Source organism: Collinsella sp. TM04-29 (genome assembly GCF_003466565.1).
Classification (GTDB): domain Bacteria; phylum Actinomycetota; class Coriobacteriia; order Coriobacteriales; family Coriobacteriaceae; genus Collinsella.
Window position 1 is genome coordinate 106264 of the sequence record NZ_QSPW01000003.1, and the last position, 20465, is coordinate 126728.

A 20465-nucleotide genomic window follows, 5' to 3' on the forward strand; every position below is an offset into this window, starting at 1 on the left:
ATCATCGCGTGCGTGCGTGGCCCACATCCGCGCCCGAACGGACACAAGGGTGCTTAAGGCCGACTTAATCACCCACGCTTGTTGTGTGTGGCGTGCGTCGCCTCGGGCATAATGGAGCGCGAGAGGAGCACGCATGAACGAGCGCATTTTGGTAGTTGATGACGAGAAGGCCATCGCCGACTTGGTTGGTATCTACCTTACAAAAGAAGGCTTTGACGTACAGGTCGCCTATAGCGGGGCCGATGCTGCCAAGGCAATCTTGGGGCAGGAGTTCGATCTGGCGCTGCTGGATGTCATGCTGCCCGATATCGATGGCTTTGAGCTGCTGCGTACGATCCGTTCCAGCCATACCTATCCCGTGATCATGCTGACGGCGCGCGATGCCCAGCAAGACAAGATCGAGGGCCTTTCGCTTGGCGCGGACGATTACGTGGTTAAGCCGTTCCGTCCGCTTGAGCTCATCGCGCGCGTGCATGCTCAGCTTCGCCGCTACACCAGCTACGGTAGCCGCGCGCAGGTGGCCGAGTCGCCGATCATCCAGCTCGACGGCCTGGAGATCAACCGCGATGCTCGTTCCGTAATGGTGGACGGTGCGCCGGTGCGCCTCACGCCCATCGAGTATTCCATCTTGCTGTATCTGGTCGAGCATCGCGGCAGCGTGGTAGCCGTGGAGGACCTGTTCCGCGCGGTGTGGAATGAGGATTTTATGCCCGGCTCCAACAATACGGTGATGGTGCACATTCGCCACCTGCGCGAAAAGATCGGTGACGACGCTCAAAAGCCGCGCTTTATCAAAAACGTCTGGGGCGTCGGCTACATAATCGAATAACGCCTTTGATGGTGGGGAAGTGGACATGACAAAAGACGATAGACAGGCATTCGAGGTGCCCGATCGACTCTTTGAATACGTGAGGTCGGTCGTCGACAACCGCGCGCTTGCAACGGTGCTGCTCTTTTTGCTGAGCCTGCTGCTGATTGGCATCGATAACATCGCTGGAATCTTGGCGGTGCTGCTTGTCGGCTTTTTGCTGATCGATCGATTTGAAATCGTACGCCGCTGCGTGGTGATTGGCGGTGCCGCGTGGGCCATGACGTTGGCGATTGGCGCCATGGCACTCGGCGGCATCGAAGGGCCGGTGCTGTTCGATGCCGGCTTTGTATTCAACATGCTTGGCTTTGTGCTGGCGCTTGCCGTGTGCGTGCTGTTCTTTTGCGGCCGCGCCCTGTACTACCAGGGCTATGAGCAGGGCGAGCAGCATGCCGATTGTGTGCTGGCCGCTCGTATTCAAGATCGCCTGATCGATCACCCCGACACCTGGGACAACATCGACGGCGACTTCCTGGAGGTCGAGGGCGCACTCAACCGTGTGCGCGATCGCGAGCGCAAGGTGCAGCAGGCCTTGCGTGACGAGTCTCATCGCAAGGACGATCTGGTCACGTACTTGGCACATGACCTACGCACCCCGCTTGCCAGTGTGGTGGGCTATCTTTCGCTGCTGCAAGAGGCTCCTGAGCTGCCGGTTGAGCAACGTGCACACTTTACGGGCGTGGCGCTCGACAAGGCGCACCGGCTCGATGCGCTCATCGAAGAGTTCTTCGATATCACGCGCTTTGACTTCCACGATATCGTGCTCACGCGCGGCTATGTTGATCTGGGGTTGCTGCTGGCTCAGGTGGCTGACGAGTTCTATCCCATCCTCAACGAGCAGCATAAGGAAGCCCAAGTTGATATTCGCGAGGACCTGACGGTGCTCGTGGATGGCGACAAGATGGCCCGCGTGTTCAACAACATCATGAAAAACGCCGTCGCCTATAGCTATGAGGGCTCGACTATCACGATTGAGGCCAGGCGCCAAGACGATGGCGGCGTGCGCGTGCGCTTTATCAATCAGGGCGATCCTATCCCTGCGGCTAAGCTCAAGGTGATCTTTGAGAAGTTCTATCGCCTGGATGCGGCGCGTGCGACCAATCGCGGTGGTGCCGGCCTGGGCCTTGCTATTGCCAAGGAGATCATCGCGGCACACGGCGGTACCGTTGCATGTGAATCGACGCCCGAACACACGATATTCACCATCGAGCTGCCCGCCGCATAGCCAGTGTGCCCTTACAAACACTTGACAATGTGCTCACGTGCGTATGAGCCGCGATTCCTACTATCGATACTGCTGAATTGATATCGATATGGAGGTGTGCGGTATGACGGCTGCTGCGGCTGTGGAGCCCACGGAGCTTGAAGAACTCATGGAAGCGCAGGCCGAGGCCGCGCATGAGCGCGAGGTTGGGGATGCGACTCGCCCCACGGCAGAGGATCTTGCCGCCTCGCCGACGCGCATCGACGTCGAGGGCCTCGACCTGTTCTATGGCGATCACCATGCGCTCAAGGACGTGAATATCAAGATCCGCGACAAGCAGATCACTTCGTTCATCGGGCCTTCGGGCTGCGGAAAGTCCACGTTGCTGCGCTGCTTTAACCGCATGAACGACGGCATCAAGGATTGCCGCATCGAGGGCAAGATTGCGCTCGATGGTCAAGATATCCTGGGCGATTGCGACATCTGCCGTTTGCGCCAGCGCGTGGGCATGGTGTTCCAACGCCCCAACCCATTTCCCATGAGCATCTACGACAACGTCGCCTACGGTCCTCGCGGTATGGGTGTGCGCGACCGCGTCGTGCTCGATGAGCTGGTCGAGGACTCCCTGCGTCGCGCTGCCCTGTGGGACGAGGTCAAGGACAAGCTCAAAGAGTCAGGCCTGGGTCTTTCGGGTGGGCAGCAGCAGCGCCTGTGCATCGCCCGCGCACTTGCCGTGCAGCCCGACATTCTGCTGATGGACGAGCCGACCTCGGCACTCGACCCTGTGTCGACGTTGGTGGTGGAGCAGCTGGCCTGCGAGCTCAAGGAGACCTGCACGCTGGTGGTCGTGACGCACAACATGCAGCAGGCCGCGCGTATTTCCGATTCGGTTGCGTTCTTTTTGCTGGGTGAGCTGGTGGAGCACGCGCCCACCGCGCAACTCTTCAAGAATCCGTCCGATCCGCGCACCGCGGATTATTTGACGGGGCGTTTTGGCTGACGCTGTCTTTTACAGGTGCCTTTAGGGTTAAGATGCGGTCATATCGGCCGCAAAGGGGTTCAACATGATCTATTACGTCGAGGACGATGACAACATCAGGGATTTGACAGTCTACGCGCTGCGCAAGCAGGGAATCGAGGCCGAGGGCTTTTCGTGTGATGGCGAGTTTAAAGCTGCCGTGGCACGACGGGTGCCCGATGCTGTGCTGCTCGATATCATGCTGCCCGACACCGATGGCTTGGCGATTATGCGTCGCCTGCGTGCCGATCGCCTGACGGCGACGGTGCCCATCATGATGCTTACCGCCAAGGACACCGAACTCGACAAGGTGATGGCGCTCGATGGCGGTGCCGACGATTACCTGACTAAGCCGTTTTCGCTCATGGAGCTTGCGAGCCGCTGCCGCGCACTGCTGCGTCGCGGCGGCATGGTCAAGCAGGCGAGCGATGTGCTCAGCGTGGGCGACATCGTGCTCTCGCCCAGCCATCGCGAGGTGACCGTTGCCGGCGAGCCGCTTAAGCTCACCCTGCGCGAGTTCGACCTGCTCGAGTACCTCATGCGCAAGCCCGGCGTGGTCTTTACCCGCGAGTCGTTGCTGCAGAGCGTGTGGGGCTGGGACTTCGACGGCGGTTCGCGCACCGTCGACGTGCATGTGCAGACGCTTCGCCAAAAACTGGGCGAGCATGCCAGCGCCATCGAGACCGTGCGCGGCGTGGGTTACCGCTTGGCCGAGCCTTCTGCCGGTGATGGTGCCGAAGGCGACGACACCGCGGCCACCGCATCGGAGGAGTAACCCGTGGTCTTCGCCCCCCAGGGAAAACATACGCTGTCGCACCGCGTTTTTGTGACGATCTTTGTCTGCGCCATGGCGGTTATCGTGGCGTTTACGGTGCTGGGCGCGTTCTTTGTGCAAAACACTTTGGCGGATGCCACGAGTGCCAATCTGGCGCAGGAAACTGAGCTCATTGCTGCCGCCCTCGACGAGCAGCAGGAGCCCATTCCGTTCTTGCGAAGCCTCGATCGCGAGGATCTTCGTATCACGCTGATCAATAAGGACGGATCTGTTGCCTACGACAACGAGGCGTCGCCTTCCACACTGCCCAACCATGGCGATCGCCCCGAGGTCATCGAGGCCTTTGAGAGTGGTTCGGGTTCCGCGGAGCGCGCAAGCTCTACACTCGACGAGATTATGCTGTATCGCGCTGTCACCCTTGATAACGGCCAGGTCGTTCGCTTGGCGCAGGCCCAGCCTGGCGTTGCGGCGATTTTGCTGTCGATGCTGGCGCCGATGCTGCTTATCGCAGCAGCGGGTGCAGTACTCTCGTTTTTTATGGCGCGCCGTGAGTCCCGTGCCATCATCGCGCCGTTGCAAGAGGTGGATTTGGATCACCCACGCCGTAGCTATGAGCACGCCTATGCCGAGATGGTCCCCATGCTTGAGCGTATCGAGTCGCAGCGCCAGGAACTCAAGCGCCAAATGGCGGTGCTAGCGGATAACGACCGTATGCGCCGCGAGTTCACGGCGAATATCACCCATGAGCTCAAGACGCCGCTTACGGCGATTTCGGGCTATGCCGAGCTCATCGCAAATGGCATGGTCGAGGGCGAGGACGACCTGCGCAACTTTGGCGGTCGCATCTATCGTGAGGCGGGCCGCTTGGCAGCGCTTGTCAACGACATCCTTACGCTGTCTAACTTGGACGAGGCCGAACGTGCAACTGAAGGCGAGGCAGTGCCCATTGGGTCCACGGAGCCTATTGAGCTCTCGCGTGCGATCTACGCGGTTGAGCAGCGCCTTGAACAGGTTGCCCGTCAGGCGAATGTGACGATAAGTCATGAGACCAAGCCTGTGGTCATCGAAGGCGTGTCGCGCTTGATTGACGAGCTCATCTATAATCTGGCAAGCAACGCCATCCGCTACAATCGGCCCGGCGGTACGGTTACGCTGCAGTGCGGCACCAACGACGAAGGCCATCCGTTCCTCGCTGTCGCCGACACGGGAATCGGTATCGCGCCTGAAGAACAGGGCAAGGTATTTGAGCGGTTCTATCGCGTGGACAAGAGTAGGTCCAAGGCACGCGGCGGAACCGGCCTGGGGCTTGCCATTGTCAAGCATGCGGCCCTGTATCATCACGCCACGCTCGATCTGTCGAGCGAGTTGGGCGTGGGAACCACCATTACGGTGACGTTTCCCATACAGCAGGACGAGCCATTCGCATAGCGATACAACATAGATATTGATGTAGACGCCGCATTTGACTTTCGGGTGCGGCGTTGTTGTGCAATTTTACGATTGCTTCCGACATTTTTACAGGAGAGCCTGTTTCTTATGTATAGAGTTTGGTCTCGGTAAAAAGATGCGATAACATACGGACAGTTTTGTCAATCCGAACTGGGGAAATGAAAGGCAAGCTGCATGACCCTTCTCGAACTGTTCCAGCTGCTGAAGAAGCACCTCAAGCTGGTCATCACCCTTCCGGTGGTCTGCGCGATCGCTATGGGCATCGTGTCCTTCGTTGCGATGGACAACACCTATACCGCGACGACGAGCATGTACATTCTCGCCAAGACCGACGATAGCGGTCAGATGAGCTACAACGATCTCTCGGCGAGCCAGATGCTTTCCAACGATATCGCCACGCTGCTGGATAGCGATAGCGTTAAGAGCGGCGCCGCCAAAGAACTGGGCCTCACCGATTTGGATGACTACAAGGTGTCTGTTTCCTCCGAGACCACCACGCGTGTCATTACGCTTTCGGTTACCGGCACCGATGCCAAGGAGACGGCTGAGGTCGCAAAGGCCATTGCCAGCTCGGTGAGTACGGTCGCTCAGAACGTCGGCGCTGCCCAGAGCATCAACGTTATCGACGAGGCTAAGACCCCCGAAGCCCCCAGCGGCCCCAAGCGCACGCTGTATATTGCCGTCGCGTTCCTCGCCGGTATCTTTATCGCAGTTGCCTATGTCGTTTTGGCAGACATGCTCAATACCCGCATCCGCGGTGCCGAAGAGGCAGAAGAGCTCCTGGGTATTCCCGTTGTTGGCCGAATTCCGGCTATGAAAGGTGGTAAATAGGCATGGCTAAGGCAAAGAACACCGATAAGCTCGTTGTACAGAATGCCGCCAAGACCCTTCTGGCCAACATCCGCTTTGCGAGCGTGGATGACCCCATTCGCACCATCACCGTTACCTCCTCGATTCCCAACGAGGGCAAGTCTACGGTTTCCATTAACCTTGCTCAGGCAATCGCCACGAGCGGCAAGTCCGTGCTCCTGGTCGAGGCCGATATGCGCCGCAGGTCCCTTTCCGATATGCTCGGCGTTCGTTCGCGCGGCGGACTCTATGCGGTCCTTTCCGAGCAGATCTCCATTGACCAGGCAATTGTCGAGACGGGTCAGAAGAACTTCTACTTCCTCGATGCCGAGCCGCACATTCCCAATCCTGCCGACATCATCGTCTCCCATCGCTTTGCCAAGCTGGTAAAGGCACTGTCCGCCAAGTTCCAGTACGTCATCTTCGATGCTCCTCCGGTCGGCACCTTCATCGATGCTGCCGAGATTGCCAGCTTGACCGACGGCGCGCTGTTCGTGGTGCGCGAGGACTTTACCAAGCGCGAAGAGGCGCTCAACGCTATCGCCCAGCTTAAGAAGTCCGAGAAGGTCAAGCTCATCGGTACCGTCATGAATTACTGTGAGACCGAGACCAGCGAGTACTACTATTCTTACTACACCAAGGACGGTAAGAAGGTTAAGAAGGGCTCCGACGATCAGGGCACTTCCAAAAAGGGCATCTTCACCAACCGAGCAAACGTTTAGTTGATTAAGGCCGACCTATGCGTGACATTCATTGCCATATCTTGCCGGGTGTAGACGACGGCGCCGCCGATCTCGAAGAGAGCTTGGCGATGCTCGAGGCTGCCAAGCGGGCCGGTGTAACCAGAATCGTTTGCACTCCTCACTGCCGTGATCCCTATTTTGATTACGACAAGATGTGGGATGCCTTTGAGCTGCTGCGCGATAACGCTGACGGTTTTCCGCTCCAGATGGGCTTCGAGGTCAACCATCGAAAGCTCGTTGAGCTTGGTATCGATGCCGCGGATCACTTGCATTTCGATGGGACCAACGAGTTTCTGCTCGAGCTTTCGACGCATGCCGATGCGTATGCGTTTAGAGAGTACGAGAACACGATTTACGATTTGCAGTGCCGTGGCTACCAGGTGATCATCGCTCATCCTGAGCGCTATCGTGCGGTTCAAAAGGATGTAAGCGTGGCGGAGCGCCTGGTCGATATGGGCTGCAAGCTGCAGGCTTCGGCGGACTTTATTGCCGGCGGTCGCTTTGGTCGCGAGAAAAAGCCGGCGCAGCGCCTGTTCGATCAGAACCTGTACAGCTTCATCGCGAGCGATGCCCATAACGTGGGTCATTACGACTGCCTGGCGAAGGCTCGCGCGAAGTTTAGCGTGCGCGGAGCTCATTTTCGCTAAAATCTGTCCCTAACGTTCGCATTGAATGAAAGGGCAGCCATGGATATCCAACTTAAGACGGGATGCTTTGATGACGCGGCGTTGGTGCGCCGCGTCGTTTTTATGGACGAGCAGGGCTACGAGAACGAGTTTGACGCTATCGACGAGGATCCGAACTGCATTCATGTGACGCTCTATGTAGACGGCGAGCTTGCCGGTTGCTCGCGCGTGTTTCCCGAAGAACTCGAGCGCGCAGCTGACGCAGAGGCTCCGGTGTCGCCGGCGTGCGACTTGGACGAAGGCGTCGCGGCGGGGGAGACCTACATTATGGGGCGCGTGGCCGTGCTGCCGAGCATGCGCCGTCGCGGTTTGGCGAGCAAGATTGTCGAGGCCAGTGATACGTGCGCGCGTGATGCCGGCGCCAAGCTCATTAAGCTGCACGCGCAGGAATACGTGCTGCCGCTCTATGCCAAGGCGGGTTACACGCAGATTGCCCCGGTGGACTACGAAGACGAGGGCCAGCCCCATGTTTGGATGGCCAAGCGCGTAGATGGCAGATAGGGACGTTCCTTTCCTGCCGGCAGTCGGGGACACTCCTTGGCAATTGGCGCATCAGAGCGTTTGGACATACAGTTTTTCGATTCCGTATGTATATATGCGCGCTAATGGGTTATAAAATCTAAGTCTGAACATAGCAGGTCTGCAATGCGGCTCGGGCAACCGGGCCGTTTTTGCGGACGGGGGTAGCGCGAAAGGACTGCACATGCGTCAATTTAAGACCGAGAGCAAAAAACTGCTCGACCTCATGATCAACTCCATCTACACCAATAAGGAAATCTTCCTGCGCGAGCTTATCTCCAACGCGAGCGATGCCGTCGACAAGCTCAACTTTAAGAGCCTGCAGGACCCGAGCGTCAAGCTCGACCAGGGCGACCTGGCTATTCGTGTTTCCTTTGATAAAGATGCCCGTACCATCACCATTTCGGATAACGGTATCGGCATGACCGCCGAGGAGCTCGAGCGCAATCTGGGCACCATCGCCCATTCCGGCTCCGAGGAGTTTAAGACCGAGAACGCCGAGCAGCAGGGTTCCGATGTCGACATCATCGGTCAGTTTGGCGTGGGCTTCTACTCTGCCTTTATGGTTGCCAGCCACGTAAAGGTTGTCAGCCGCGCCTATGGCGAGGACACCGCCCACGTTTGGGAGTCCGACGGTCTTGAGGGCTACACCATCGAGGATGGCGAGCGTGCTGAGCACGGTACCGATGTCATCCTGACGCTGCGCGAGAACGAGAAGCTCGACGCCGACGGCGAGGCCGAGACCTACGATCGCTTCCTGACCGAGTGGGGCCTCAAGAGCCTGATTCAGCAGTACAGCAACTATGTGCGCTACCCGATTCAGATGATGGTGAGCAAGAGCCGCCAGAAACCCAAGCCCGAGGACGCCGGCGACGACTACAAGCCCGAGTACGAGGACTACCAGGAGCTCGAGACCATCAACTCCATGACGCCGATCTGGAAAAAGCGCAGCTCCGACGTTGAGCAGAAGGATTACAACGAGTTCTACAAGTCCACGTTCCACGACTTTGACGATCCCGCGCGCACTATCAGCTTCCATGCCGAGGGTACGCTTGAGTACGATGCGCTGCTGTTTGTGCCGGGTCGCGCCCCGTTCGATCTGTACAGCAAGGACTACGAGAAGGGCCTGGCGCTCTACAGTTCCAACGTGCTGATTATGGAGAAGTGCGACGACCTGCTGCCCGACTACTACAACTTTGTGCGCGGTGTCGTGGACTCTGCCGACGTGACGCTCAACATCTCGCGTGAGACGCTGCAACAGAACCGTCAGCTCAAGGCCATTGCCAAGCGTGTCGAGAAGAAGATCACTGCCGATCTTGAGGACATGCGCGACAACGACCGCGAGGCATACGAGAAGTTCTTTGAGAACTTTGGTCGCGGTCTGAAGTACGGCATCTACTCGAGCTACGGCATGAAGGCCGACGAGCTCGCCGACCTGCTGCTGTTCTGGTCTGCCAAGGAGCAGAAGATGATCACCCTGGCCGAGTATGCCAAGGGCATGCCCGAGGATCAGAAGGCCATCTACTACGCCGCCGGCGACTCGCGTGAGCGCTTGGCCAAGATGCCCGTGGTAAAGGGCGTGCTCGAGCGCGGCTATGACGTGCTGTTGCTGACGCAGGATGTGGATGAGTTCACGTTCCAGGCTATGCGTGAGTACGTTGCCGCCGATATGCCTAAGATCTACGAGGACGACGCCGCCCGCGAGGCTGCCGAGAAGGCCGTTGCCGACGGTGCCGAGCCCGAGGTCGAGGATCGTCACCTGGAGCTCAAGAACGTCGCGACTGGCGATCTTGATCTGGCGACCGAGGACGAGAAGAAGGAGGCCGAGGACGCCACCAAGGAAAACGAGGACCTCTTTAGCGCTATGAAGGAGGCGCTCGGTGACAAGGTCGAGAAAGTTGCCGTCTCCGCGCGCCTGACCGATGCCCCCGCTTGCATCACCACCGAGGGTCCGCTTTCGCTCGAGATGGAGAAGGTGCTCCAGAAGGGACCCGAGGGTGCGCCCGACGGCATGCCCAAGAGCCAGCGCGTGCTCGAGCTCAACGCCAAGCACCCGGTCTTTGACAAGCTTGTCGCTGCCCAGAAGGCAGGTGACGCCGACAAGATCAAGCAGTACTCCGGCCTGCTCTACGATCAGGCCCTGCTGGTCGAGGGCATCCTCCCGGAGGACCCCGTTGCCTTCGCGGCGGCCATTTGCGAACTAATGTAACTACTCGACGCTGCAAACGCCCCTAAGCGGCAATTTGACGTTCAATCGTCGGTCGCGTACCAAAGTACGCTTCCCTCCTCTTTCACGTCACCTTGCTCGCTTAGGGGCGTTTTCGCTGACTTATGCTCAACCTGCGACGCTTTCGTGGCCCTAAGTAGTCGTTGGGGACGTCCCCAATGACTAGTTGGGTTGCTAATTTGTGCGCGTTGTGGTTTTGTGACCTGCTGAAATTAAAGATACTGTACAACTGTACGTTAACTCATCTTCGTAGTATATTGCTACCCGCAAAACTCAACACCATTGTGCTTTGAGACGTTAAAGCGCCTACTACAATGGTTGTCGATAGTACGATTCGATTCAACGACAGGATGGATGGTCCAAGCGTGAGTCTCGGCAGCAAACTATCCGATGCAAAGGTCTCCTTTGCGATATTTAAGCGCGACATTAAGCGACTGCTTGTGAACCCCGTCGCCTTGGTGGTTACCCTCGGCGTGTGTGTTATTCCCTCGCTGTATGCCTGGTACAACATCGTGGCAAACTGGGATCCGTACGGAAACACCCAGGGCATCAAGATTGCTATCGCCAACAACGACCAGGGAACCCAAAACGACCTAGTGGGCGAGCTCAATGCGGGCGATAAGGTGGTCGACCAGCTCAAGGAAAACGATCAGCTGGGCTGGACCTTCGTCGACTCGGCTGCCGATGCCAAAGAGGGCGTCGAGAGCGGGGAATACTACGCGGCGATCGTAATCCCCAAGAACTTCTCCGACAATCTTGTCTCGATGCTCGATGGCAATTACCATCAGCCGAAGCTCACCTATTACGTCAATGAGAAGAAGAGCGCCATTGCGCCCAAGGTCACCGATACCGGTGCCAACACCATCGAGGAGCAGATCAACTCGGAGTTTGTCTCCACGGTGGGCGAGACCGTAGCGGGCATCGCCAAGGATGCCGGCATCGATTTAAAGGACAAGGCAACCCAGACTCAGGACTCGCTGACAAGTTCGGTGTCCGAGGCATCCGACACCTTGGGTGAGGTGCGCGATTCGATTGGCGATATGAATGCCGCCATCGATAAGACGAGTGGCGCTATCGCCTCGGCTGATGCGGCGCTTGCCGGCTTGCAAGGTCAGGCACCGTCGCTGACGCAGGCAATCTCCCAGGGCAACGACCTGCTGGGCGAGGCTCGCGCCACGGCGGGCAACTCTATCACCTCGCTCTCCAAGGCACTCTCGGAAGGTAGCCTTGCACTCACCAAGACGTCAGCCTCCGCGAACGCTGCGATTGGCAAGCTAACGGGTACGGTCACATCTACGACCACCCGCATCGACAACTCGCTCGAGTCTCTCCAGGCGACGATCGATCACAATAAGGCCGTTATCGGGCACTTGGAGATTCTCGTTAATGACACGTCGACAGGTTCCGAGGAAATTGACGCGCGCATTGTATCGACCATCGATTCGCTTCGCGAGCAAAACCAGAAGCTGCAGAGCATCAAGGATGGCCTTTCTGCACAGTCGAGCGCCATGGCAAACGACGCTACGGCAATCTCGAACGCGAGCAACGCACTCAACGCGGCAATTCAGACCGGTACGGCTAGCCTCGGTCAGGCTCAGACCGATCTGGTTCAGAACGCACTTCCGAAGGCTTCGAGCGCGCTTGACTCCTTTGCCGCCGTTTCGGGCGATTTGACCGGCATTGTGTCGGGTATGACCCCCACGATAGCGAGCGCGCGCGGCACGCTGGCGCAGCTCGACGCCACGCTCAAGCAGGCAAAGACCACGCTGTCCCAAACCGACGCCTCCCTTGCCAAGGTTCAGGACAAGCTCGCGACCGCCGCCAATGACATTGCGGCGCTGCAGACCTCTGAGTCTATGGGCGAGTTAGCCGACCTCATGGACGTCGACGTCAATGACGTGGCAGATTTCATGGCATCTCCGGTTGAGCTGACGTCCAAGTCAATCTATCCGGTCAAGAGCTTTGGCTCGGGCATCGCGCCCTTCTACACCAATCTGGCGCTGTGGGTAGGCGGCTATGTGCTCATCGCTATCTATAAACTCGAGGTCGACCGCGAGGGCATCGGTAGCTTTACGGCGCGTCAGGGCTACTTTGGCCGCTGGCTGCTGCTGGTGATCCTGGGCGCGTTCCAGGCCATTATCGTTACGGTGGGCGACCTGGTCATTGGCGTTCAGTGCGTCAATCCGCTGCTCTTTGTACTGGGCGGCATCGCTATTTCGTTCACCTACGTCAACATCATCTATGCGCTGTCCACCACGTTTAAGCATATCGGTAAAGCCATTGGCGTCATCCTCGTCATTGTGCAGATCCCCGGCTCGTCGGGCATGTATCCCATCGAGATGATGCCCGGCTTCTTCCAATGGCTGCATCCGCTGCTGCCCTTCACCTATGGCATCAACCTGCTGCGCGAGACCGTCGGTGGCATGTATTCGTTCAACTACCTGTTCAACCTGTGCATCCTGGGCGTGTTCCTTGCCATCGCACTCTTTATTGGCTTGCAGCTGCGTCCGCTGCTGCTCAACCTCAACCTGCTCTTTGACAAGCAGCTTTCCACGACGGGCCTCATGATCTGCGAGTCCAACGACCTGCCGCGCCAGCGCTATTCGCTGCGCACGGCCATGCGCGTCATGCTCGATTCGGATTCGTACCGTCGCGAGCTGCTCGATCATGCCGTGGCGTTTGAGCATCGCTACCCGTACTACATCAAGGGCGGTTTTGCCGCCGTGGTAGGCGTGCAGGTTCTGCTCTTTGTGCTTTCGACGGTGCTCGATATCGACAATAACGGCAAGATCATCCTGCTCGTTATCTGGATCATTTCGGTTATCGCCATCTGCGGCTGGCTCATCAACATCGAATACATCCGTGCGAGCCTCAATACCCAGATGCGTATCTCGGCGCTTTCGGACGAGGACCTTCGCCGCGAGATGCGCGAGCACACGGCTGCCATCCCTGCCGCCCGTCGCATGTTTGGTCTCAACGCCAGCGAGCGTGGCGCCAAGGGAGGCGAACAGCCTACGAGCCGTCTGTCGCATATCGGTGCGCATCGTAAGGCTCAAGATGCCGACGGCGCTGACAACGTAAACGGAAACGACGGGGACACCACCTCGCTTGGCAAGCACTCTAAAGGAGGTGAGGCATAAATGAAAAACATCCTGCACCTGTTTAAGCGCGATGTCCAAAACGTGTCTCGCTCCGTGATCGGCATGGTCGTCGTGATGGGCCTGATCATCGTGCCATGTCTCTATGCATGGTTTAACATCGCCGGAAGCTGGGATCCGTACGGCAACACCGGCAACCTTAAGATCGCCGTGGTCAACACTGATGAGGGTTACGAGAGCGATCTGATTCCCGTCGAGGTCAACGTGGGCGAAAACGTAACCGCCACCCTGCGCGGCAACGAGAACTTCGACTGGGTTGTGCTCAACGATCGCGATAAGGCCATCGATGGCGTCAAGTCGGGCGCGTACTACGCTGCCGTCGTTATCCCTAAAACGTTTAGCGCCGACATGATGACGCTTTTCTCGACCGAGGTGAAGCACGCCGATATCGAGTTCTACGAGAACCAGAAGGCTAACGCCATCGCACAGATCGTGACTGAAAAGGGCTCGAGCGCCGTCCAGAGTCAGGTCAACGAGACCTTTACCAAGACCATCACGACCATCGGCCTTAAGACCGTGTCCAGCCTGCTCGACTATATGAGTACCGACCAGGTGAGCAACTTTATCGCCAATCTGTCCTCGACGCTGGGCGATTCGGTCGAGGACCTGCAGGACGTTCAGGCGAGTGCGACGTCGCTCGCGGGCATTTTGAGCTCCACGTCCGATTCACTGACATCGGCGGGCGGCATGCTCAAGCAGACGGGCACCGTTGATGAGTCGACGAAGCAGCTGATGGAGCACGCCAAGAGCGGCATCAATGATTCCAAGGAAGCGCTCAAGGCCGCCAACGATGCCGTTGACGCGGCGATTGACGGAAGCGCGGGCTCGTTCGACAACGTGTCCGCCGAGCTTGCGAAGGCATTCGATGCCGCGAATCAGCATGTTGACCTTACGGTGTCTCAGCTCAACGAAGCCGCAGCGGCGCTCAATACGCGTGCTGACGATATCGATGCGATGGCCGATCAGCTCCGCAACCTTGCCGACCAGGTGAGTGATGACAAGCTCAAAGACGGTCTCGAGTCCGCTGCGACGTCGCTGGGCAGAATTGCCGTGGAGTACCGCAACAATGCGAAGGACCTGACGGCGACCGCAAAGTCCCTTTCGGACGGCATGGCGGAGGTCAACAACTCGCGTGCCGAGGTCGACCAGGCCATCGCCGATGCCAAGGCGGGTATCTCGGGAGCCAAGTCCGACTACGATTCCACGTTCTCGGTTAAGGCCAAGGAGCTCAAGAAGACCATTTCGGGCGTTCTGGATTCCCTGAACGGTATCTCGGGTGACTTGGATAGCGCTGTGAGCGGTCTGACCGACGCCTCTGGCTCGCTCGCAAAGGGCCTCTCCAAGGCTGCGACGCTGGTCAACAAGGCTTCTGATCAGTTGGGCGAGGCGTCGGACAAGATCAGCGCTTTTAAGGACGAGCTTGATAGCGCTCTGATGTCGGGTGACCTGGCCATGATTAAGACAATGATTGGCAACGACCCCGAGGGCCTCGCCGTGTCGCTTTCCGGCCCCGTCGCGCTCGACCGCAAACCGGTCTATCCGATCCGCAACTACGGTTCGGCCATGGCACCGTTCTACACGATTCTGTCGCTGTGGGTGGGCTCGATTGTACTGGCGGCCATGATGAAGGTCTCGGTTGACGATGAGCTCATCAACGAGCTCATCCCCGTACGCCTGCACGAGATCTATCTGGGCCGTTACCTGTTCTTTGGCGGTTTGGCCCTGCTGCAGGCAACGCTCGTGTGCGCGGGTGACATCCTGTTCTTTGGCATTCAGTGCGACAACCCGCTGCAGTTTGTGCTGGCGGGCTGGGTCGCGAGTCTCGTGTTCTCCAATATCGTCTATACGCTTACGGTTTCGTTTGGCGATATCGGCAAGGCGCTCGCTGTCGTGCTGTTGGTCATGCAGGTCGGTGGTTCGGGCGGCACGTTCCCCATCGAGATGACCGGTCCCGTGTTCCAGGCGATCTATCCGTTCCTGCCGTTCACCCATGGCATCAACGCCATGCATGCTGCCATGGCCGGCGCCTACCATATGGAGTACTGGGTTGAGCTAGGCATTCTGGCGAGCTATCTGATTCCGTCGCTGGCCCTGGGCGTCGTCTTCCGCCGTCCGGTCATCAAAGCCAACGACTGGATCATCGAAAAGCTTGAAAGCACGAAGCTAATTTAGTTACGCGGTTTTACCAAACCGCGTAACGGCTCGACGCTGCAAACGTCCCTAAGCGGCAATCTGACGTTCAATTTCAAGGGCGCGGCCAGAGAAGGTCGGCGCCCTTTCATTTCACGTCACCTTGCTCGCTTAGGGGCGTTTTCGCTGACGTTGCCGGAACATCGAGGTTTTCTGTTCCGACGCTTTAGTTGAGTGAATTGCACGGGCTGCTTGGTTGTTGCTACAGTAGCGGGGCGTGCCGGGGGTCCGGCGCGTCCCGTTTTTATTTGACCATGAGGCGGCACGCAGCCATACGCGTGCGGACACCACGCCCAGATTGAGTGCGAGGATGTTCCATGGCCCAATACGCTGCCAACGAAATCGAAAACATGCCCGATAGTCCTGTAGCCCGTGAGGATTTGGGCGCGGGCGGTATTCCCCGGGGTGCCGGCGCACGTTCTCCGCTGTTCTGGAAAGTTTTGCTACTTTCGGTGGCGGTCATCTGGGGCTACTCCTTTACCACTATGAAGGACGCACTCGGCACCATTCCGGTGTTCGAGCTGCTCTATGTACGCTTTCTGCCTGCAGCGTTGGTCATGTTTGCCGTCTTCCACAAGCGCATCACTGCACATTTCAACGCTCGCAACCTGATCGTTGGCCTGAGTATGGGCGTGCTCATGTGGGCGGCCTATGCGTTGCAGACGGTCGGCCTGGCGCATACTACGGCAGGCAAGAATGCTTTTTTGACGGGCACGTACTGTATCCTTGTGCCGTTTGCCAGCTATGTCCTGAGCGGCGAAAAGCTCACCCGCTATAACCTGGGTGCGGCACTGCTGTGCCTGGCGGGCATTGGCCTGGTGGCACTCGATAGCGTCGAGTTCAATGCTGGAGATGTCATCACGCTGGGCGGCGCGGTCTTCTTTGCTATCCAGATGGCAGTGACCGCCAAGTATGGCCGCAAGATGGACATCAACGTCATCACGTTTTGGATGTTTGTGGGCAATGGCGTTTTGAGCTTAATCACGTCGCTGCTATTCGAGACTCAGGCGCCTCTGTCCGTGTGGACGCCGAGCTTTGTCGGCGTGGCGGCCTTTCTCTCGGTGGGCTGTACGTGCGTGGCACTGCTCGTCCAAAACGTTGGATTGGCGCACGTCCCGGCCTCGACGGGCTCGCTGCTCCTTTCGATGGAGTCCCCCTCGGGCGTGCTGTTCTCGGTGCTGCTGATGGGGGAGGCGCTCACCTCGCGCCTGCTTGCCGGCTTTGCGCTCATCTTTTTGTCGATTATCTTGAGCGAGACGCATTTCGATTTCTTGCGCCGAAAATCTCGCCCGCAATTGTAAACAACTTGTTGCGCCGCCCTCCTGGGGCGGCGTTTTTTATGCCTCGCCTTTAAAGTTGTACCTTGCACTTTACGCTATCAAAGTGCTTACTGCAAAAACGCTACTGGAGGGCATTTATGGCACCAGCTCAGTCCGATCTTCAACCGCAATCAGCGCCCAAGGCCACCGCAGCGGCGCAGGCCGCTATCGGTGACGGTCTCGTTGCAGAAGCTCAGGCTTTTGCAGACGAGCTCGCTGCGTGGCGACACGATTTACACCAGGTGCCCGAGCTGGGTAATAGCCTCCCACAGACCTCTGCGTATATTCAAGCGCGCCTGACCGAGATGGAAATCCCATTTGCCACGCTCGTCGATGGTTCCTGTGTCGTGGGCCTTGTCGGCGCCGGTGCCGCCGCGGCCCAGGGCAATGGCGTCTGCACGGACGAACAGGCCGGTACGGTCATCATGCTCCGTGGCGACATGGACGCCCTGCCCGTTGCCGAAGAGTCAGGCGAGCCTTTCGCCTCTACGAACGGCTGCATGCACGCATGTGGACACGATATGCACGCGACGGCGTTGCTTGGAGCGGCGCGCCTGCTCAAGGCCCGCGAGTCTGCGCTTGTCGACGCCAACGCCACGGTTAAGTTGCTGTTCCAGCCGGGCGAGGAAACCTTTGAGGGTGCCCGCGCCGCCATCGCCGACGGTCTGCTGCAGAACCCGCGTCCCCAGGCCGCCTTTGCCATGCATGTCAATAGCCAGTCGCCGCTTGGCCTGGTGCTCTACGGCAGCCCGGCGCTCTCGGGCGTGTACGGTTTCCGCATCACGCTCCAGGGCAAGGGTGGCCACGGTTCCAGCCCCGAGATTTGCATCGACCCCATCACGGCGGGCGTGCATGTGCACCTGGCGCTCCAGGAGCTTATCTCCCGCGAGGTGCCGGCGGCCAAGGAAGTCGCACTTACCGTTGGTAAGTTCGCTGGCGGCCTGGCGGCCAACGTCATCCCCGACGCCTGTGTGCTCGAGGGAACGCTGCGCGGCTTTGATGTTGAGCTCATGGAACACCTCAAGACCCGCATCGCGGAGGTCGTTAACGGCGTTGCCACGACCTATCGTACGCCGGCGACCATCGAGACGCTTTCGGATGTTCCGCCGCTTGTACTCGACAGCGATATGACTCAGGCGTCGCTTGGCTACGTGGGCGCAGTGCTGCCCAAGGCGGCTTTCTTGCCGCTTTTCCATGCCATGGCGAGTGAGGACTTCGCGCTTATCTCGAGCAAGATTCCGAGTGCGTACTTTACCGTGGGCGCGGCCGTAACCGACACGGACGAACACTTTGCCCAGCACCATCCCAAGGCACGTTTTAACGATGCCGAGCTTCCTCTCGGCGCCGCGGCTTATACCGCCGTCGCTTTGGGCTATATCGCCGACCACAAGGAGTAACCAATGCCCCAGCAGCGTAAGTTCTTCCCCGGCTGGCTCGTGGTGACCTCCGGCTTCGTGATCATGGCCACGTGCTACACGATTTTCGTCAACTGCATGAGCCTGTTCCAGCCGCTCATCGTCAGCGACCTGGGCATTTCCCTTGCGCAGTACACCATCTCCAACGCCCACGATCGCTGCGTCTAAGCAGTTTGGCATGGCCGACCTCGGTAAGGTCACGGGCACCATTACCTCGCTCGAGATGGTCGGCGGCACCGTGGGCGCTATCGTCTCGGGCGTGCTGTTCGATGCCACGGGCTCCTTTGCGAGCGCCTGGATCGTGTGCCTGGCGTGCTCCGTGGTCATGCTCGTGTTCCTGCTGGCATCCGAGCCCATCGCCGCCAAGCTGCGCGCAAGCGTGGCGGGGGAGTAGCGGGTCGCCGCCTATTCCTGTTTGCCTGTTCTGCCCGTGGCTGCCCTGGAAGCCGAATGGATGCTCGTACTGTCATTCGGTTTCCAGGGCAGCCACGGGTCTACGAAATGATCTCTTTTCCTCCGTCCCCAAGGGATCACGTAATCCGAAGGGGACGGAGGAAAAGGGATCACAAACCGCGGCGGCGTGTCTGGCCGAACGAGTCCCCATACCCTCGTTCGGTCAGACACGCCGCCGCGTTGCTGCTTTGTGCCGTATAATGTCCACTACCTATGACGCGATACAAAAGAAAGGTGTTTGCCCATGCAGGCACAGAAGGCGGAGGGAACCCGCGACCTTATCGGCGCCGAGATGCGCGCTTGGCAAAAGATGCAGCAGATCGCTGCCGGCGTGTTCGAGCCGTTTGGTTTTAAACCCATCGAGACGCCCGCGATCGAGCAGGTGGACGTCTTTGTCCACGGCATCGGCCAGTCGACCGACGTCGTGCGCAAGGAGATGTTCCGCGTCTTTAGCGGCGCCAACCTGGAGCGCGTCTTTACCGAGGGCACCGACACAAAACTCAAGCCCAAGCAGCGCCTGGCGCTTCGTCCCGAGGGCACGGCCGGCGTGGTGCGCGCCGTCGTGGAGAACAACCTGGTGCCCCAGGGCTCCACGCCGTTTAAGGCCTATTACGCCGAGGCCATGTTCCGCGGCGAGCGTCCCCAGAAGGGCCGCCTGCGCCAGTTCCACCAGGTGGGTATCGAGTGGCTCGGCGCCCCCGATCCGGCGGCAGACGCCGAGTGCATCATCATGCTCATGGAGTTCTACAAGCGCCTTGGTTTCGATCTTTCCAAGCTCCGTCTACTCATTAACTCGATGGGCGATGCCCAGTGCCGTCCGGCCTATCGTGAGCGGGTCAAGCAGTTCATTCTCGATCACGCCGACGAGATGTGCGACGAGTGCCGCGAGCGCGCCGAGCTTAACCCGCTGCGCGCCTTCGACTGCAAGAACGACCATTGCCGCGAGATCATGGCCGAGGCCCCGCTGATGGGTGACAACCTGTGCGACGAGTGTCGCGAGCACTACGAGCAGGTCAAGCACTATCTGGATGCCGCCGGTATCGAGTATGTCGAGGATCCCACCCTGGTGCGCGGCCTGGACTACTACACCCGCACCGTCTTTGAGGTCGAGGCCCCTGGCGCCGGCGTCGGCTCCATCGGTGGCGGCGGCCGCTACGACGGCCTGGTCGAGCTCGAGGGCGGCAAGCCCACGGCAGGCGTCGGCTTCGCTGTCGGTTTTGAGCGCGCCCTGCTGGCCCTGCAGGCCTTTGGCAGCGACCTGGGTGCGGAAGAAGTCCCGTGCGTCTACGTTGCTAACGCCGGCAAAGAGCTGCGTCAGAACGTCTTTACCATTACGCAGCAGCTTCGCGCCGCAGGGATTGTGACCGAGGCCGACTATCAGGGCCGTTCGCTCAAGGCCCAGTTTAAGCAGGCCGATAAGGTGGGCGCCAAGCTCATCCTGGTCCTGGGTGGCGACGAGCTTGCCGCCGGCAAGGTCAAAGTGCGCGACATGGAGAGCCACGACGAGGTCCTCGTCGATCTGACCAACGTGGTCGAGGCGGTTCGCGAGCGCCTGTAGCGCATCATTTTGAACTGCGGGTCCGCCAACACGT

The 20465-nt window shown here is 59.0% G+C and carries 17 protein-coding genes; all 17 read left to right on the plus strand.

The genetic code is table 11. The features are described 5' to 3' along the window. The first annotated feature begins 133 nt into the window (after positions 1-133). The 17 genes from DXD39_RS07270 to hisS all read left to right on the plus strand — a co-directional run bounded on the left by DXD39_RS07270 (position 134) and on the right by hisS (position 20431). Positions 134-829, plus strand: coding sequence for a response regulator transcription factor (locus DXD39_RS07270; RefSeq protein ID WP_117803627.1), 696 nt, complete (start codon positions 134-136; stop codon positions 827-829). A 25-nt stretch (positions 830-854) separates the two neighbouring features. After that, positions 855-2093 carry a sensor histidine kinase KdpD gene (locus tag DXD39_RS07275; RefSeq protein WP_117647938.1) on the plus strand — a complete coding sequence of 413 codons (1239 nt, stop codon included), beginning with the start codon at positions 855-857 and terminating at the stop codon, positions 2091-2093. A 103-nt stretch (positions 2094-2196) separates the two neighbouring features. Then, a complete protein-coding gene (gene pstB, locus DXD39_RS07280) occupies positions 2197-3072 on the plus strand; it encodes a phosphate ABC transporter ATP-binding protein PstB (RefSeq protein ID WP_199572150.1) in 876 nt (291 codons plus the stop codon). Positions 3073-3136: 64 nt separating this feature from the next. After that, the gene (locus tag DXD39_RS07285) at positions 3137-3865 is read left to right on the plus strand and encodes a response regulator transcription factor (RefSeq protein WP_089572665.1); all 729 of its coding nucleotides are present in this window, start codon (positions 3137-3139) and stop codon (positions 3863-3865) included. A 3-nt stretch (positions 3866-3868) separates the two neighbouring features. Next, a complete protein-coding gene (locus tag DXD39_RS07290; protein ID WP_117803628.1) occupies positions 3869-5293 on the plus strand; it encodes a cell wall metabolism sensor histidine kinase WalK in 1425 nt (474 codons plus the stop codon). A 195-nt stretch (positions 5294-5488) separates the two neighbouring features. Continuing rightward, positions 5489-6145 carry a YveK family protein gene (locus DXD39_RS07295; protein WP_055250503.1) on the plus strand — a complete coding sequence of 219 codons (657 nt, stop codon included), beginning with the start codon at positions 5489-5491 and terminating at the stop codon, positions 6143-6145. A 2-nt stretch (positions 6146-6147) separates the two neighbouring features. After that, positions 6148-6885 carry a CpsD/CapB family tyrosine-protein kinase gene (locus DXD39_RS07300; RefSeq protein ID WP_055250501.1) on the plus strand — a complete coding sequence of 246 codons (738 nt, stop codon included), beginning with the start codon at positions 6148-6150 and terminating at the stop codon, positions 6883-6885. A gap of 17 nt (positions 6886-6902) precedes the next feature. After that, positions 6903-7553 carry a tyrosine-protein phosphatase gene (locus DXD39_RS07305; RefSeq protein WP_055250497.1) on the plus strand — a complete coding sequence of 217 codons (651 nt, stop codon included), beginning with the start codon at positions 6903-6905 and terminating at the stop codon, positions 7551-7553. A 39-nt stretch (positions 7554-7592) separates the two neighbouring features. Further along, positions 7593-8093, plus strand: a complete 501-nt coding sequence (locus DXD39_RS07310; RefSeq protein ID WP_055250496.1) for a GNAT family N-acetyltransferase — start codon at positions 7593-7595, stop codon at positions 8091-8093. Between the two features lie 202 nt (positions 8094-8295). Continuing rightward, the gene (gene htpG, locus DXD39_RS07315) at positions 8296-10320 is read left to right on the plus strand and encodes a molecular chaperone HtpG (protein ID WP_117803629.1); all 2025 of its coding nucleotides are present in this window, start codon (positions 8296-8298) and stop codon (positions 10318-10320) included. Between the two features lie 368 nt (positions 10321-10688). After that, entirely contained in the window at positions 10689-13478 is a 2790-nt protein-coding gene (locus tag DXD39_RS07320; RefSeq protein ID WP_233541138.1) for a YhgE/Pip domain-containing protein, read from the plus strand. Then, entirely contained in the window at positions 13479-15668 is a 2190-nt protein-coding gene (locus tag DXD39_RS07325; RefSeq protein WP_117803631.1) for a YhgE/Pip domain-containing protein, read from the plus strand. A 335-nt stretch (positions 15669-16003) separates the two neighbouring features. Continuing rightward, the gene (locus tag DXD39_RS07330; RefSeq protein WP_117803632.1) at positions 16004-16987 is read left to right on the plus strand and encodes a DMT family transporter; all 984 of its coding nucleotides are present in this window, start codon (positions 16004-16006) and stop codon (positions 16985-16987) included. Between the two features lie 116 nt (positions 16988-17103). Beyond that, a complete protein-coding gene (locus DXD39_RS07335; RefSeq protein ID WP_117803633.1) occupies positions 17104-18402 on the plus strand; it encodes a M20 family metallopeptidase in 1299 nt (432 codons plus the stop codon). A gap of 3 nt (positions 18403-18405) precedes the next feature. After that, complete coding sequence (locus tag DXD39_RS07340) at positions 18406-18588, plus strand: hypothetical protein (RefSeq protein ID WP_117803634.1); 183 nt, start codon at positions 18406-18408, stop codon at positions 18586-18588. A 10-nt stretch (positions 18589-18598) separates the two neighbouring features. Then, positions 18599-18814, plus strand: coding sequence for a hypothetical protein (locus DXD39_RS07345; RefSeq protein WP_117803635.1), 216 nt, complete (start codon positions 18599-18601; stop codon positions 18812-18814). Between the two features lie 303 nt (positions 18815-19117). Then, entirely contained in the window at positions 19118-20431 is a 1314-nt protein-coding gene (gene hisS / locus DXD39_RS07350; protein WP_117803636.1) for a histidine--tRNA ligase, read from the plus strand. The last annotated feature ends 34 nt before the right edge of the window (positions 20432-20465 follow it).